This window comes from Mameliella sp. MMSF_3455 (assembly GCF_030733205.1).
In the GTDB taxonomy this organism is placed as follows: domain Bacteria; phylum Pseudomonadota; class Alphaproteobacteria; order Rhodobacterales; family Rhodobacteraceae; genus Antarctobacter.
This window is the reverse complement of the sequence record NZ_JASHJL010000008.1, coordinates 65,735-80,236: the sequence shown is the minus strand read 5'-3', so window position 1 is coordinate 80,236 and position 14,502 is coordinate 65,735. Positions and strand designations below refer to the sequence as shown.

General features: G+C 66.5%; 17 protein-coding genes. 6 read left to right on the top strand and 11 right to left on the bottom strand.

Annotated features, from left to right (window positions below; translation table 11 throughout):
* Positions 1 to 72 precede the first annotated feature (72 nt).
* On the bottom strand, positions 73 to 1,110 hold the full coding sequence (locus tag RBB42_RS07900) for a hypothetical protein (protein ID WP_305969383.1): 1,038 nt from the start codon (positions 1,108 to 1,110) through the stop codon (positions 73 to 75).
* A 176-nt stretch (positions 1,111 to 1,286) separates the two neighbouring features.
* Between RBB42_RS07900 and greA the strand changes: the two genes are divergently transcribed.
* Both greA and RBB42_RS07890 read left to right on the top strand, forming a co-directional pair.
* On the top strand, positions 1,287 to 1,757 hold the full coding sequence (greA, locus tag RBB42_RS07895; protein ID WP_305969382.1) for a transcription elongation factor GreA: 471 nt from the start codon (positions 1,287 to 1,289) through the stop codon (positions 1,755 to 1,757).
* A 12-nt stretch (positions 1,758 to 1,769) separates the two neighbouring features.
* On the top strand, positions 1,770 to 2,771 hold the full coding sequence (locus tag RBB42_RS07890) for a hypothetical protein (protein WP_305969381.1): 1,002 nt from the start codon (positions 1,770 to 1,772) through the stop codon (positions 2,769 to 2,771).
* An 83-nt stretch (positions 2,772 to 2,854) separates the two neighbouring features.
* Here the strand turns inward: RBB42_RS07890 and RBB42_RS07885 are convergent, their stop codons facing one another.
* The 5 genes from RBB42_RS07885 to RBB42_RS07865 are packed head-to-tail and all read right to left on the bottom strand — an operon-like array spanning position 2,855 to position 6,993.
* Complete coding sequence (locus tag RBB42_RS07885; RefSeq protein WP_305969380.1) at positions 2,855 to 4,111, bottom strand: molybdopterin-binding protein; 1,257 nt, start codon at positions 4,109 to 4,111, stop codon at positions 2,855 to 2,857.
* Positions 4,108 to 4,962, bottom strand: coding sequence for a molybdopterin guanine dinucleotide synthesis (locus RBB42_RS07880; RefSeq protein ID WP_305969379.1), 855 nt, complete (start codon positions 4,960 to 4,962; stop codon positions 4,108 to 4,110). The genes RBB42_RS07885 and RBB42_RS07880 overlap by 4 nt, the downstream gene beginning before the upstream one ends.
* Positions 4,959 to 5,465, bottom strand: a complete 507-nt coding sequence (gene mobB / locus RBB42_RS07875; protein WP_305969378.1) for a molybdopterin-guanine dinucleotide biosynthesis protein B — start codon at positions 5,463 to 5,465, stop codon at positions 4,959 to 4,961. Before mobB ends, RBB42_RS07880 begins: the two co-directional genes overlap by 4 nt.
* A complete protein-coding gene (gene mobA, locus RBB42_RS07870; RefSeq protein ID WP_305969377.1) occupies positions 5,462 to 6,091 on the bottom strand; it encodes a molybdenum cofactor guanylyltransferase MobA in 630 nt (209 codons plus the stop codon). The genes mobB and mobA overlap by 4 nt, the downstream gene beginning before the upstream one ends.
* On the bottom strand, positions 6,088 to 6,993 hold the full coding sequence (locus tag RBB42_RS07865; protein WP_305969376.1) for a formate dehydrogenase accessory sulfurtransferase FdhD: 906 nt from the start codon (positions 6,991 to 6,993) through the stop codon (positions 6,088 to 6,090). Before RBB42_RS07865 ends, mobA begins: the two co-directional genes overlap by 4 nt.
* A 47-nt stretch (positions 6,994 to 7,040) precedes the next feature.
* Between RBB42_RS07865 and RBB42_RS07860 the strand changes: the two genes are divergently transcribed.
* Complete coding sequence (locus tag RBB42_RS07860; RefSeq protein ID WP_305969375.1) at positions 7,041 to 7,766, top strand: AzlC family ABC transporter permease; 726 nt, start codon at positions 7,041 to 7,043, stop codon at positions 7,764 to 7,766.
* A complete protein-coding gene (locus RBB42_RS07855; protein WP_305969374.1) occupies positions 7,763 to 8,080 on the top strand; it encodes an AzlD domain-containing protein in 318 nt (105 codons plus the stop codon). Before RBB42_RS07860 ends, RBB42_RS07855 begins: the two co-directional genes overlap by 4 nt.
* Positions 8,081 to 8,089: 9 nt before the next feature.
* Here RBB42_RS07855 and RBB42_RS07850 read toward each other — a convergent pair whose 3' ends face one another.
* The 4 genes from RBB42_RS07850 to RBB42_RS07835 all read right to left on the bottom strand — a co-directional run bounded on the left by RBB42_RS07850 (position 8,090) and on the right by RBB42_RS07835 (position 11,779).
* Complete coding sequence (locus tag RBB42_RS07850; RefSeq protein WP_305969373.1) at positions 8,090 to 8,731, bottom strand: hypothetical protein; 642 nt, start codon at positions 8,729 to 8,731, stop codon at positions 8,090 to 8,092.
* A gap of 36 nt (positions 8,732 to 8,767) precedes the next feature.
* Positions 8,768 to 8,902, bottom strand: a complete 135-nt coding sequence (locus RBB42_RS07845; RefSeq protein WP_305969372.1) for an aa3-type cytochrome c oxidase subunit IV — start codon at positions 8,900 to 8,902, stop codon at positions 8,768 to 8,770.
* Between the two features lie 136 nt (positions 8,903 to 9,038).
* Complete coding sequence (locus RBB42_RS07840; RefSeq protein ID WP_305969495.1) at positions 9,039 to 10,079, bottom strand: MBL fold metallo-hydrolase; 1,041 nt, start codon at positions 10,077 to 10,079, stop codon at positions 9,039 to 9,041.
* Entirely contained in the window at positions 10,079 to 11,779 is a 1,701-nt protein-coding gene (locus RBB42_RS07835) for an acyl-CoA dehydrogenase family protein (protein ID WP_305969371.1), read from the bottom strand. Before RBB42_RS07835 ends, RBB42_RS07840 begins: the two co-directional genes overlap by 1 nt.
* A gap of 122 nt (positions 11,780 to 11,901) precedes the next feature.
* On the opposite strand from RBB42_RS07835, the gene RBB42_RS07830 reads away from it, so the two are divergent.
* Complete coding sequence (locus RBB42_RS07830; RefSeq protein ID WP_305969370.1) at positions 11,902 to 12,843, top strand: L-threonylcarbamoyladenylate synthase; 942 nt, start codon at positions 11,902 to 11,904, stop codon at positions 12,841 to 12,843.
* A 134-nt stretch (positions 12,844 to 12,977) separates the two neighbouring features.
* Here RBB42_RS07830 and RBB42_RS07825 read toward each other — a convergent pair whose 3' ends face one another.
* Positions 12,978 to 13,559, bottom strand: coding sequence for a YqgE/AlgH family protein (locus RBB42_RS07825; protein WP_305969369.1), 582 nt, complete (start codon positions 13,557 to 13,559; stop codon positions 12,978 to 12,980).
* Between the two features lie 141 nt (positions 13,560 to 13,700).
* On the opposite strand from RBB42_RS07825, the gene RBB42_RS07820 reads away from it, so the two are divergent.
* Entirely contained in the window at positions 13,701 to 14,498 is a 798-nt protein-coding gene (locus RBB42_RS07820) for a protein-disulfide reductase DsbD domain-containing protein (protein WP_305969368.1), read from the top strand.
* The last annotated feature ends 4 nt before the right edge of the window (positions 14,499 to 14,502 follow it).

The following is a 14,502-nucleotide window of genomic DNA, read 5'->3' as shown; positions in this document are numbered from 1 at the left end:
TCCCGCGCCTTTGCACGCACGAAAAAAGCCGCCCGAAGGCGGCCTTTCCATGTGTCCGGTGCAGGACAGGTCTCAGTACACCGGCACGATCTCGATCTTGCCACGGTCCGGACCGACCTTGAGCAGCCGATAGGCATTGGTTCCGAAATACAGCGTGCCGTCCGGCGCCTCTGCCATGGCGGTGATCCATTCCGCCGGCCCGCCGCGCAGCCGCTCTCCCTTGAGCAGCCCCTCGGGGCCGTCCTGGGCCACGGGCACGAACCGCAGGTCCACGCCCTTGGTCAGGATGTAGGTTTCTCCCTTGGCGTCGATGTCGGCGTAGTTGAAGTAGTCCTCGCCCAGGTCGATCAGCTCACCCGATCCGTCCGGGGCAAGCATCATCGAATCCATGTTGGTGCGCAGGATCATCATCCTGTCCCCGGCCATCCGCACCGCCTTGGGGTAAGAGACGCGATAGGGCGTTTCGGACATTTCGAAGGCGCCGGTACCGAAATCCACCGTCACCACGTTGCTGACATAGCCGTCGTGCAACTGCTTGAAATCAGCCTTCTGCAGCTTGCTCAGGTCGTCCGGCTCATCCGCCTTCTCCTCGGCGTCGGACTTGGCGTAGTTGGTCAGGATCAACGCCTTGTCCGCACCGGGTGCCAGGGCGATCAGGTTGGACTTGATCTTGCCCATCGCCACGCGCGCCATCTGCTCTCCGGTGGCCGCGAACAGCAGGCTGACCGAATCGTCCTTGTAATGCTGGTCGAGCACGGCAATGGCACCGGCGCGCGGGTCATAGGCCATGTTGTCGACGTCCGAGGCCTTCCAAGCAAAGGACATATCGGCGGTCTTGTAGGCAGTCAGCGTGTCGGCATCGTCGCGAAAGAAGACCAGCTCGCCATCGGCACCGTGCACGATCTGGCGCACCAGTTCCGACACATAGCGCCGGTCCGTCACCTCCAGCGTCTCGGCGGACAGGGAATAGACCGTCCGGTTGGTGCCGCCCACGAGGACGGTCTGACCATCGGGAGAAACGCTGATCGTTTCGATGGACTGGGCCTGTGCGAATGTGGCAGCAATGCCGGAAACCGCGGCGGCCGCGGCAAGGGAAATAAGGGAACGCATATCAAAATCTCGTTGCTAATAAGGTGCAATCCACAGTACCCGCACCTCTTCGAAAGTCAAACCTGCATGCAGACCGGAAAAATCCCGCTGGTCTGAGGTCGCGCTTGGCTTTACATCGGCGCAACGGGCGACGACACTCCTGAAACACTCGCTGAAGAGGCAGAGACGATCCGAAAATGGACAAGATCCTGATGACCCGCGCGGGTTACACCGCGCTCGAAACCGAATTGAAACAGCTCAAGTCCGAAGAGCGGCCCGCCATCATCCAGGCGATCGCGGAGGCGCGCGAACTGGGCGATCTCAAGGAGAACGCCGAATACCATTCGGCGCGCGAAAAGCAGGGATTCATCGAGGGCCGCATCAAGGAACTGGAAGGCGCCCTTGGCCTGGCCGAGGTGATCGACCCCAAGACCCTGTCCGGCCCGATCAAGTTCGGCGCCACCGTGACCGTCGTCGACGAAGACACCGACGAGGAAAAGACCTGGCAGATCGTGGGCGAACACGAGGCCAGCGTCGAAAAGGGCCTGCTGAACATCAAGTCGCCCATCGCCCGTGCCCTGATCGGCAAGGAAGAGGGCGACAGCGTCGAGGTTCGCACCCCGGGCGGCGCCAAGTCCTATGAAATCCTGAGCATCGCCTACAAGTAGGGCAGACACGCCATGAGCGACCCAAAGGACGCCCGCCCGACGCTGCCCGGCCTCTACGCCCGCGGCGCGACCGAGGGTGTCACCGGAATCGAGATCACCGCAGCGGTGATCTCGATCATTTGGGTTGTGATCTCGGGCTGGTATTTCCTTGGTCTGCCCGAGGGCGAAAACGGGCCGTTGCACTTCCTGCTGGCACTGATGGTGGTCGTGATGCCGGTGGCGCTGGTCTGGGTCGCGGCCCTCACGATCCGCGCCGCGCGTATCATGCGGAGCGAAAGCGCCCGCCTGCAGGCGGCCATCGACGCAATCCGACAGGCCTATGTCGCCCAGGCGCAAAGCGGCAAGGGTCAGCCGCCGCATCCCATGCTGGTCAAGCGGCTGGACGATATCGCGGGCGCCCAGAAGAACCTGGAATCCACGCTGGCCATGCTTGGTGGCATCCGCCAGGGCGGCCAACCCGGCGCCCTGCCCGCCCCGGACGGGTCCGACGGCGACGACCAGCCCGCCCTGTCGCTGGGCACCCCGGCAGAGGCGCTGCAGCCGCCCCTGCCCAATGCCGACTACATCCGCGCCCTGCATTTTCCCGAAACCGCCGAGGACGAGGAAGGCTTTGCTGCCCTGCGTCGGGCGCTCAAGGATCGCGGCACGGCCAAGCTGATCCAGGCCGCCCAGGACGTGCTGACCCTGATGAGCCAGGACGGCATCTACATGGATGATCTGCGCCCCGATCTGGCCCGCCCCGAAACCTGGCGCGCCTTTGCCCAGGGCGAACGGGGCCGCCCCATCGCTTCCTTGGGGGGCGTACGCGACCGCTCCTCGCTGGCGCTGGCGGCCGGGCGGATGAAACAGGATCCGATCTTTCGCGATGCGGCGCATCATTTCCTGCGTCGCTTCGACACCAGCTTTTCAAGCTTCGAGCCCAATGCCTCGGACGAAGAGATCTCGGCCTTCGCCATGACCCGTACCGCGCGCGCCTTCATGCTGCTGGGACGGGTGGCAGGCACCTTCGACTAGGACGCTGGCCCGCCCTTCTTCTCTGCAAAAATACTCCGGGGGAGTCGACCGCAGGGAGACGGGGGCAGCGCCCCCGCCCCGGCTCACAGCCCGAAACTGCCGAATGGAATATACCGCACCGGGTCTCCCGGCGAGATCTCGGCCGCGGCATCGGGCAGTTCCACCAGACCCTCGGCCCAGCTCAGCCCCGAGATGCGGCCCGAGCCCTCGGACTTGAAGACCTCGCCCCGGCCGTCGCGCAGACGGGCGCGCAGGTACTCGCGCCGCCCCGGTTTCTTGGTCTTGGCAAACGCCGCCGGCACGGTGTAACCCGCCGGGTCATCCCACCCGGCCCCGGCGAGCAGGCGCAGCGCCGGGCGGGCAAAGACCAGGCTGCAGACGAAGGCCGCGACCGGGTTGCCCGGCAGACCGAAGACAGGCTTGCCCTGCCACACCCCCAACGCCAGGGGGCGTCCGGGCTTCAGCGCGATGCGCCATGCGGTCAGCGCCCCGGCCTCGCGCAACAGAGCCGACACATGGTCCTCATCCCCCGCCGAAGCACCACCGGATGTCAGGATCGCCTCCACCTCGGCCCCGTCGAGCCGCGCGCGCAGCGCCTCGCGGTCATCCGGCACATGGCCAAGATCGACGGAAGCGTGACCAAATCGCGCGATGAGCGACATGAGCATCGGCCGGTTGGCGTCGTAGATCTGGCCGGGCGCAGCCACCTGCCCGGCGGGCACCACCTCGTCCCCGGTCGACAGGACACCAACGCGCAGGGGCGTGTAGACGGGCAGATCGGCAAGTCCCGTGGCTGCGGCCAGTGCAAGGTCCGCCGGAGTCAGCATCCGTCCCTGCGACAGGATCTCCTCCCCCTCCGCCACGTCCTCACCCGCGCGGCGGGTGTTGGCACCGGGTTTGACCGGGCCGCGAAAGGCCACCGCGGCGCCATCGGTCGCACAGTCTTCGTCCAGAACCACGGTATCCACGCCCTCCGGCAGGGCGGCGCCGGTCAGCACACGGATGGCATGGCCGGGCGGCACCGCACCCGAGAAGGCAAGCCCCGCGGCGGCGCGTCCCTCGACCAACGGCAAGGTAAACTCTGCCGCCTCGCCGATGGTATCAGCAGCAAAGCCGAACCCGTCCACGGCGGTATTGGGCAGCGGCGGGTTGGCCCGTCGCGCCGTCAGCGGCGCCGCAAGAACCCGACCGGCCGCTGCCATAACGGGCACATCCTCTCTTGCCACGACCGGGTGCAGGCGCGCGCGCAACATGTTCAGCGCCTCGTCCACCGGGGTCCAGTCGACCCCGGGCGGCAGGGCGAAACAGTCGTTGTTCAGGGCCGGCGGTTTCAATGTCATGCGGCCAGACTCCCCATCAATTCGCTCTCGGCGCCAAGCCCCAGGATCCAGCCTTCCTCTGGCGCCTCGACCGACAACATGTCTCGCAGCCGCTGCGGCGCCGTGTCCGCCAGGGCGCGCGCCAGCAGGCGGACCTGCACGGCGTCGCGTATGTCACCGGGGCCGGTTGCCCGCCGCACGGCATCATTGATCAGTCCCGGCCAGATCTCGACGAAGGCGACGGGCCGGTCAAGCGCCTCATAGGGCCAGATGGATACCTGCCCGGCAAAGCGCCGTCTCAGCCGTTCCAGAACGGGCAGCCCCATGATCACCTGGGATCCCACGGCACCCGCGCCCGCCAATTGCCAGCAGGTGAACGTGCCTTTGCCCTGCGCCTCGCAGGCACGGCGTTCGGGAAAGGGATTTGCATATCCCGCCTTGGTGCGCGGCAGACCGGGAATGTCCCGTTTCAGCGCATTTCCCCAGAACGGCCCGCGCCCGCCGCCCAAAGCCCTGTTGATGCCGCCCGCCACGTCGAAACGGTTGTTGGCGCGAGGGGCATCCTCGACCCGATCGGCCAGCCAGCCCCAGACCTCCAGCGGATCGGCCCGCCCGGTCAGAGCCTCCGCGAAACCGGCCGGATAGCCAAAGGGAAAGTCGAAACCGATAAAAAGACGCTCTCCCGACACCAGCGCGGCCTCGATCCCGTTGGCAAGTGTCTCTTCGGCCACGCGCCTGTTGCGCTGGTACAGCGGTTCCGCCTCTCCCTCCGGGCCGGTCTCGCCGATCCAGATCGCATCTTTGCGGGGCCGCGGGCCAGCATCATTGCCGCCCGACCAGTCCACCATCAGAAAGCGGTCGAACCCCGTCATTCCGCCGCCCTTGCCAGGCCGACCTCCGCGAGGATGAAATCGGCCACGGCCACGGTATCGTTCAGGTCGAAGACAGGCCGGTCCAGCGTCAGCGCCGTGTCCGCGGCAACGGCACGCACCGTCGGGTCCTCATGGGCGATCAGCGGGTTGCCGGTTTCGGCCCTGAAGGCCTCGATCTTTGGATGGCGGTCGCGCTTGTAGCCCTCGACCAGCACCAGATCGACCGGCGCCAACCGCGCCAGCAGCTCGTCCAACGTGGGTTCACCGGCGCCGCGCAGCTCGATCATATGGGCCACCCGGTTGCGCGAGGAGAGGATCACCTCTGACGCGCCCGCGTGGCGGTGGCGATAGCTGTCCTTGCCGGGGTGATCGACGTCAAAGGTGTGATGTGCGTGCTTGACCGTGCTGACGGTCAGACCGCGCGACGTGATTTCCGTCACCAGCCGTTCCATCAGGCCGGTCTTTCCGGCGTTCTTCCACCCCGTCACCCCGTAGAGCCTCATAGCAGCGCCTCCGCCTGTGCCAGATCCTCCGGCGTGTTCACGTTGAAGAATGGATCGAAAGGCACGGAGGGAAAGAGCGCCTCGCGCCCGCCGTGTTTCTCGGTCCAGAGCACGACCTTTTTCAGCCCGCCCTCCAGCGCTGCGCGCAGATCGTCGCGCAATGCCACGGGCCAGAGGCCGAAGGTCGGATGCCGGATCAGGCCCGAACGGGACTTGCTGCGGGTCTGGGCGTCGCCCTTGGTCGCGGCCAGAACGAGCGGATGCTCCTGCCCCTCGCTGGCCAGCAAGAGGCGCGGCACCAGATCACAGGGAAAGAACGGCGTGTCGGCGGCAACACTGACCAGCGTGTCCGCGCCCTGTTCGGCCGCCCAGTCGAGACCCGCGAGCACCCCGGCAAGCGGGCCGGGGAAATCGGCGATGGTGTCGGCCACCACCGGCAGGCCAGTCTCGGCAAAGCGCACCGGGTCGCCATTGGCATTCAGCGCCAGCGCCGCGACCTGTGGCGAAAGCCTTTCGATCACGCGGGACAGCAACGTCTGGCCACCCAGCGTCAACAGGGCCTTGTCCCCGCCGCCCATGCGAGAGGCCAGCCCCCCCGCGAGGATCACGCCAACGGGCTGTTTCATGTCTGCCCCGCGCTCTTGCGGCGATGCTTGGCGCTCTCCTCGGGCACGGCGTCCGGATCCATGTCGCGGACCAACCGCTCGGCACCGGACAGGCAGGTAAAGCGTTTGCCGCGCATCCGGCCGATGCAGGTCAGCCCGACCTGGCGGGCGATCTCAACGCCCCAGGCGGTAAAACCCGAGCGCGACGCCAGCACCGGGATTCCCATCAGTGCCGTCTTGATGACCATTTCCGAGGTCAGCCGCCCGGTGGTGTACAGGATCTTGTCCTCCGCGCTGACCCCTTCGCGGAACATCCAGCCGGCAATCTTGTCCACGGCGTTGTGGCGGCCCACGTCCTCCATGTAGACGAGCGGACGGTCGCCTTGGCACAGCACCGTGCCGTGGATCGCCCCGGCCTCGAGGTACAGCGACGGCGTCGTGTTGATCTTGTGCGCCAGCGTGTAAAGCCACGAGGTGCGCACCTCTGTCGCGGGCAGGCGAACCTGTTCCAGCCCTTCCATCATGTCGCCAAAGACGGTCCCCACGGCACAGCCGGAGGTGCGCGTCTTCTTCTGCATCTTTTCCTCGTACGTGGTTTGCGAGGCAGTGCGAACCACGACGGTTTCCAATTCTTCGTCGTAATCGACGCCGGTGATCTGCTCACCGTCGGCCAGCATCCCCTGATTGCGCAGGAAACCGATCGCCAGGTACTCGGGGTAATCCCCGATGGTCATGGCGGTGACGATTTCCTGACGGTTCAGGAAGATCGTCAGCGGGCGTTCCTCGACCACGGATACCTCGACCTCGGCGCCGGTATGGTCGGTCCCGGTGACGGCGCGCGTCAGGCGGGCTGACGCGGGGTCCGGCGCGATCAGGTAGTCGGACGCGAATTCACTGGTCGGAGTGTCCGGGGGCGATTGCATCGGGCGGCTCGCTTGGCTACGGCGTGGGGCGAATGGAAGGTGTAGTGATGGACCACACAGACGCGATGTCAAGCTATTGGCGGGGAATGCGGACCGCCCTGCCCTTTCTCTTTGTGGTGGCGCCCTTTGCCATGCTGTTCGGCGTGGTCGCAGCGGATGCGGGCCTCAACCTGTTTGAAATCATCAGCTTTTCGGTAGTCGTGATCGCCGGGGCCGCGCAGTTCACAGCCGTGCAACTGATGCAGGACGGCGCGCCGACGCTGGTTGTCATCGTCTCGGCTCTGGCGGTGAACCTGCGGATGGCGATGTATTCGGCCTCGATCACGCCGCACCTCGGGCACCTGCCGATGTGGAAGCGGGTTCTGGTGGCCTATTTCCTTGTGGACCAGACCTTTGCCGCCTCCATCGTGGAATATGAAAAGCGGCCAGAGATGACCGTTCCCCAGAAATTCGCCTATTTCATGGGGGTCATGACGCCGATCTGCCCCTTCTGGTATCTGTTCACGATTGTCGGCGCGCTGGTCGGTGAGGCGGTGCCGCCGGAACTGGGGCTGGATTTCGCGCTGCCGATCGCCTTTATCGCGCTGTTTGCACCCGCGCTGCGGACTGGCGCGCACCGGGCCGCGGCACTGGTTGCTGCCATCATGGCGCTCAGCTTTGCCTGGCTGCCCTATAACCTCGGCCTGATCGTCGGCGCTCTGTCGGGCATGATGACCGGGGCAGATGTGGAACGCCGTGCCGGCCTGCCCGCAGACCGGAGGCCGGGCGCATGACGGACCTGTGGATCGTGATCATCGTTCTGGGGCTGGGCTCTTTCGGGCTGCGCTTTGTCTTTCTGGGGCTGGTCGGCGACAGGGCCATGCCGGATTGGCTTTTGCGGCACCTGCGCTATACCGCCGTGGCGGTCATGCCCGCGCTGGTCGCGCCGCTGGTGGTCTGGCCGACCGCCACAAATGGCGAGACCGATCCGCTGCGGCTGATCGCGGCGGCGGCGGCGCTGGTGGTCGGCTATGTCTGGAAAAGCCTTTACGGCGCTGTCGGTGCAGGCGCCGCGGTCATGATCTCGGGCGCCTGGCTACCGTTCTGAACGCCCGGATCAGGGCTGGCCGGTCCGGGTCTTCTTGCCGGCCTCAAGCGCGGCGATCGCCGCGTCCTTGTCATCCGAGTCGTTCTCGCGCCGGACGCGCCGGGTGACATTGGGCAATTTGGCAAAATTCGTGGCCAGCTTCTTCGGGGTCCAGATGCCGCGCAGGGATTCGAACCCGGGCAACGCGCCCAGAACATCCGACACCGCATTCGAGCAAAGCGCAGGACCGGCGGGGCCTTTCTCCTGCACCAGCTTCAGCGCCAGTTCGGCCACCGCCGGATCCACCGGGCGGCTCAGCGCCAACATCCGGTAGGTGCTGCGGGCATGAGAGCTTTCAAAGAACTCCTTTGCCTGCGGCGTGATCCCGTACAGAACGTCACCGATTTCCGGTACGCCGGTAAAGCGGACAGACCCGGCGGGATCGTAGATCACGCGCTGTGACGGGGCATTGATCAGCATCGAGGAATGCGCCCCGGATCCGGTCCGGTTGTTGATCATCGTGTACAGGATGATCTCGGGCTCGCCCGGGTGGCGGTAGGCGGCAGCTGCCGCCTGTTCCGGTGTCGCGTCGGGACCAGAGACGCTGCCAGCGCAACCGGCCACGAAGAGCGAGGCGCCCAGCCCCGTCATCGCCGCACGTCTGTTTATCATGTTACCCCACCCCGCCCCATGGGGCGGTCTGTCCGATCAGGAATTGAAGATCGCCATGAAGATGACGATGCACAGGATCACGATGACCGTGCGGATCGTGAATTTGATGAACCCTTCAAAGGTCTTTTCCTGAACGGTGATGTCCATGCTTCCGTGCTTGTGCTCAGCCATGTCGATTTTCCTGCGGCCTGTCCCGTGGTTGCGTTCCGTGATGGGTTAGCGCAATTCCGCGCGCCTGTCACGCGCCGCCCGGGGGCCAGGATGTCGCGCCTGCCCCGGCCCACGCAGATGTGAGCCGGGTGCCCGTTCAGACGGCTTGAAACAACCAGGCGCCATCGTCGCGGCGGGTCCGCTCTGCGCGTCCCTCGTGCCAGAGGTGCAGGCAATGGGCCATCGCCTCGACCAGGGCCAACCCGTATTCCGCATCCCCGATCCGGCGCTTGAACAGGGGCGGGAAACAGTCGCCCGCCGTCTGCGGCGTGGCGAGGTGTGCATGCAGCCGTGCCAGGGCACTGTGGTGATTCTCGATCAGTTGCGCCATGCGCAGCTCCAGCCCGGTAAATGGCAGCTTGTGCCCGCCCATGACCAGGTGCTCCGGGCGCGCCAGCGTCGCCAGCCGCTCGCAGGCCTCCAGCCAGTCGGCCACCGGGTCGGCCTCTGGCTCGGTCGCATAGACGCCGAGATTGGAACTGATCGAGGGCAGGATCTGGTCACCGGCCAGAACCAGATGATCGTCCCGCGACCACAGTGTCGCATGTTCGGGCGCATGGCCGTTGCCGATATGCACGTCCCAGTCCCGGCCACCGATGCGCAGGACATCGCCCTGCTTGATCCGGGTAAAGCCCAAGGGCATCGGCGCCACCACGTCGGCAAAGTTGAACGGCCGTTCGGCCATGCGCTGTTCCAGGATGCGCGGCTCCATCCCGGCGCTGCGCCAATAGTCCAGCGTCTCTTGGGTGGGGCGGTCCTGCGCGTCCAGTTGCAGCATCCGCGCAAACAGCCAGGCGGTGCGCGTCGTCACCAGTTCGGCGCCATGCGCCGACTGGAACCAGCCCGCAAGCCCAACGTGATCCGGGTGATGATGGGTCACCACCACGCGCCGCACCGGCTTGCCGCACAGCGGGCCGGCCATGAGATCTTCCCAGATCCGGCGCGACTTTTTCGAGGCAAAGCCGGTATCGACCACGATCCAGCCGTCCCCGTCGTCCAGCGCGTAGACGTTGACGTGGTCCAGCTTCATCGGCAGCGGCAGGCGCATCCACAGCACGCCTTCGGCCAGTTCGATGGCCTCTCCCGCAGCAGGCGGCGTTTCCCAAGGATAGCGGATTGCGCGCGCCGTTCCGTCCATCACGCCACCAGGTCCTCTGTCGTCAGGTCCGCCAGCGCACCGACCTCGGCCCGGGCCTCGGCCAGCAACCCGGCATGTTCGGGCAAGAGCCGCTGGATGTAGAAACCCGCCAACCGCGCATCGGCGCTGTCCGGCGCCGCCAGAGCCGCGCGCAGGTGGTAATGCGCCCCCAGCACCCGGGCAAAGCCCATCAGGTAGGGCACGGCGCCGCCGAAACGGTCACCCATGTCCCGGGCCACCAGGGCCTCGGTCGTTTCGCGCAGCGATTCCGCGGCCTGCCAGACGGGCTCGGCCAGTTCGGGCATCTTGCCGCGCGCCGCCTCGGCGCCGCTCTCGATCTCGTCCAGCAGGGCAAAGATCGCCTCGCCGCCGTCCATCATCTTGCGCCCGACAAGGTCCATCGCCTGGATGCCGTTGGTGCCCTCGTAGATCGCCGTCACCCGCACGTCGCGCAGGTACTGCGCGGCACCCGTTTCCTCGACATAGCCCATTCCGCCATGCACCTGGACGCCAAGGTTGGCCACCTTGATACCGGTTTCCGTGCCAAAAGCCTTGGTGATCGGCGTCAGCAGCGCGGCGCGCGCCGTCCAGTCGTCATCGCCGGTCGCATTGCCCATGTCGATCGCCACCGCAAGCGACAGGGCGATGGCCCGCGCAGCAAAGGTCTCGGCCTTCATGGTGGCCAGCATCCGGCGCACATCGGCGTGCCCGATGATTGTACCCTCGGGGCTGCGGCCCTGCTTGCGCTCCTGCGCGTAGGTCAGCGCATGTTGCAACGCGCCTTCGGCCACGCTGACGCCTTGCACGCCCACGCCCAGCCGTGCGTTGTTCATCATGGTGAACATGGCGCGCATGCCATCGTGCGGCTCGCCCACCAGCCACCCCTTGGCGCCGTCGTATTGCATCACGCAGGTTGGCGAGCCATGCAGGCCCATCTTGTGTTCCAGGCTGACCACGTTCAAGTCATTGGCCACGCCCGGGTTGCCATTCTCGTCCGGGATCCGCTTGGGCACCAGGAACAGGCTGATGCCCTTGGTCCCCGGAACGCCGTCCGGCAGACGCGCCAGCACCAGGTGACAGACGTTCTCGGTGAAATCGTTGTCCCCCCACGAGATATAGATCTTCTGCCCGGTGATCGCGTAGGTCCCGTCGCCGTTCGGCACGGCCTTGGACGACAAAGCCCCCACGTCCGACCCGGCTTGCGGTTCGGTCAGGTTCATGGTCCCGGCCCATTCACCCGAAATCAGTTTCGGCAGGTACAGTGCCTTGAGCTCGTCGCTGGCATGGCTTTCCAGCGCGTCGATCTGCCCCTGGCTCATCAACGGGTTCAGCTGCAGCGCAAGACAGGCCGCCCCCATCATGTCGTTGACGCATGTGGTCACGGTCAGCGGCAGCCCCATCCCGCCGAACTCTTCGGGGGCCGAGGTGGCAATCCAGCCACCTTCGGCCAGCGCCGTATAACCGTCGGCAAACCCTTTCGAGGTCCGCACCACGCCGTTTTCCAGCCGCGCGGGATCGAGATCGCCATTGCGTTGCAGCGGCGCCAGCACCTCTTCACACAGCTTGCCCGCCTCGCCCAGGACGGCAGCCACGGTTTCATGGTTCGCTTCGGCAAAACGGTCGGTCTCGGCGACGGCGTCATAGCCGACAACGTCGCGCAAAAGCCGCATGTAGGCATCGATCGGCGCACGATATGGCATGGGTGTCTCCTCCGGCTTGGCAAGGACGCGCCGCTCTTGTAGCACGCGCGCAACGCGGGTGTGAGGGTACCTCCCGCCGCCCGCGCTTCAACCGGAACGCCGCGTCATAAGGGATCGCCGCGATGCCTGCCCTACGTCTGAGCGCCAGCACCCAGGACCTGACCCGCGCCGCGCGCATCCTGGCAGAGGGCGGTCTCGTCGCCTTTCCCACCGAAACGGTCTACGGACTGGGCGCCGACGCGCGGCAGGATCACGCCGTGGCCCGTATCTACAAGGCCAAGGAGCGCCCCGAGTTCAATCCGCTGATCGTGCATGTGGCCGATCTCGACGCCGCGAAAGAGCTGGTGATCTGGTCGGAGGCGGCCCAGGCCCTGGCCGATGCTTTCTGGCCCGGCCCCCTGACGCTGGTGCTGCCGCTGCGCGAGGGCGCGCATGTGTCGCGGCTGGTGACCGCCGGTCTTGACAGCCTGGCGGTGCGGATGCCCGCCGCCCCGGTGGCCCAGAACCTGCTGCGCGCCTTCGGCGGGCCGGTCGCCGCGCCTTCGGCGAATCGCTCCGGCCAGATCAGCCCGACCCGCGCGGGCCACGTGATCGAGGGGCTTGGTGACCGGATCGAGGCGGTGGTCGATGGCGGCCCCTGCGCCGTGGGGCTGGAATCGACGATCCTCGGCCTGACCGGCACGCCGCCCACCCTGCTGCGCCCCGGCGGCATCACCGAAGAGGCGCTGAGCAAGGTCCTCGACACCCGCATAGCGCTGCGCCGCGAAACCGACGGCATCACCGCCCCGGGCCAGACCCGCTCGCATTACGCGCCGCGCGCCAGGGTTCGCCTCAACGCGGTGGAATTCGAACCCGGAGAGGCCCGGCTCGGCTTTGGCGCCGTGGCCTGCGACCTCAACCTTTCCCCCGGCGAGGACCTGACAGAGGCCGCGGCCAACCTGTTTGAATACCTGCACCGTCTCGACGCCACCGGCGCGTCAACGATCGCCGTCACGCCGATCCCGCACCTGGGCCTGGGCATCGCCATCAACGATCGTCTCAGCCGCGCCGCCGCCGAACGCTGACCGCCTGTTTGCTAGTGGAGCCTTGAAGCCGGCCCCGCCCGCCCCCTGCCATCACGTTCCGGCAAGGGCTTGCCGAGGGGTGGCGGGCGGGCGATGGGCGCAGCCCGAGTCCTGTCCCGGCCCCTCCCGAAGCCTCAGGCCCGGCCGCCTGCGGAACTCAGCGCCAGGGCAGCCACGCCCAGTGTCTTCAGGGCCGCTTCCCACTTGTCCATGTCGGCCATCTCGAAGATCAGCTCGGGCGCGGCATCGCAGACCAGCCAGCCGTTCTCGGCAATCTCGCCCTCCAACTGACCGGCGGCCCAACCCGCATAGCCCAGCATCATCATCCATTTCTGGGGCCCCTCGCCCCGGGCGAGGTCCTCGAGGATGTCCAGGGTTGCGGTCATGTGGATGTCGTCGCGCACTTCCAGCGTGGTCACGACCGAATGGTAATCCGGCGTGTGCAACACGAACCCGCGCCCCATCTCGACCGGACCGCCAAAATGCACCGACCGCTCCGACAGGTCCGACACCTGGTCGATGTTGAGCTGCGACAGCAGGGTCGGCATGTCGACGTCATCGCTGGGCTTGTTCACGATCAGCCCCATCGCGCCCTCGTCGGAATGATCGCAGATGAAGACGACGCTGTGCTCGAATCGCGGATCCCCCATGCCCGGCATGGCGATCAGCAAATGCCCGGTCAGGTTGGTCTGTGGGGTTCCGGTCTCGGCTGCCATATGGCTCCCTTTCGCATTGGACGGGTTTACCATGACCGCCCGTGGCAGGACTGGCAAGACCGTCACATCTTCGTCAACTGATACGGGGGTTCGCCGGAACGTGACTTTTCATTTCAGTCCGGAAGGGCCAAGTCCAATGACATGAAAAAGATGCTCTTGACCTTCCTGCTGATGCTGCTGCCCGGCCTTGCCGCCGCGCAATTCTACGACGACGTGGTCGAGGCAAGGATCCTGCCCGGATGGCGGTTGTCCAATGGTGACCACATGGCCGCGCTCCACCTCAAGCTGGCCCCGGGGTGGAAAACCTATTGGCGCTCGCCGGGCGACGCGGGCATCCCGCCGCAATTCGACTGGAGCGGCGCCCGCAACATGTCGGCGATCGGCATCTACTGGCCCGCGCCGCATGTCTTCTGGCAAGAGAACATGCGGTCCGTCGGTTACAAGGGCGAGGTGATCCTGCCGCTCAAGATCCGCCCCAACCAGCCCGGCAAGGATGCGCGACTGGGCGGCGTGGTCGACATCGGCATCTGCAAGGACGTGTGCCTGCCGCACCGCTTGCGCGTGTCCGCCACCCTGCCCGCCGCGCAGACCAAGCCCGACGCACGCATCGCGGCCGCGATGGCCGATGTGCCCTTCGGGGCAGAGGACGCGGGCGTGACCGGGGTCTCCTGCCGCATCACGCCGCAGGCCAAGGGGCTGGGACTGACTGTATCGATTGCCATGCCGCGCGGCACGGGACGCGAAGAAACGGTGATCGAGACCTCGGACCCGAATCTTTGGGTCGCCGACCCCCGCACCTCGTGGCAAGACGGGCGACTGGTGGCGCAGACCCGCGTCACTCATATGTCCGGCGGCGTCTTCGCGCTCGACCGTTCGGGCCTGCGGATCACCATCCTGGGCGGCAATATCCCGGTGGAACTGACAGGCTGCAGCGGCTGAGCCG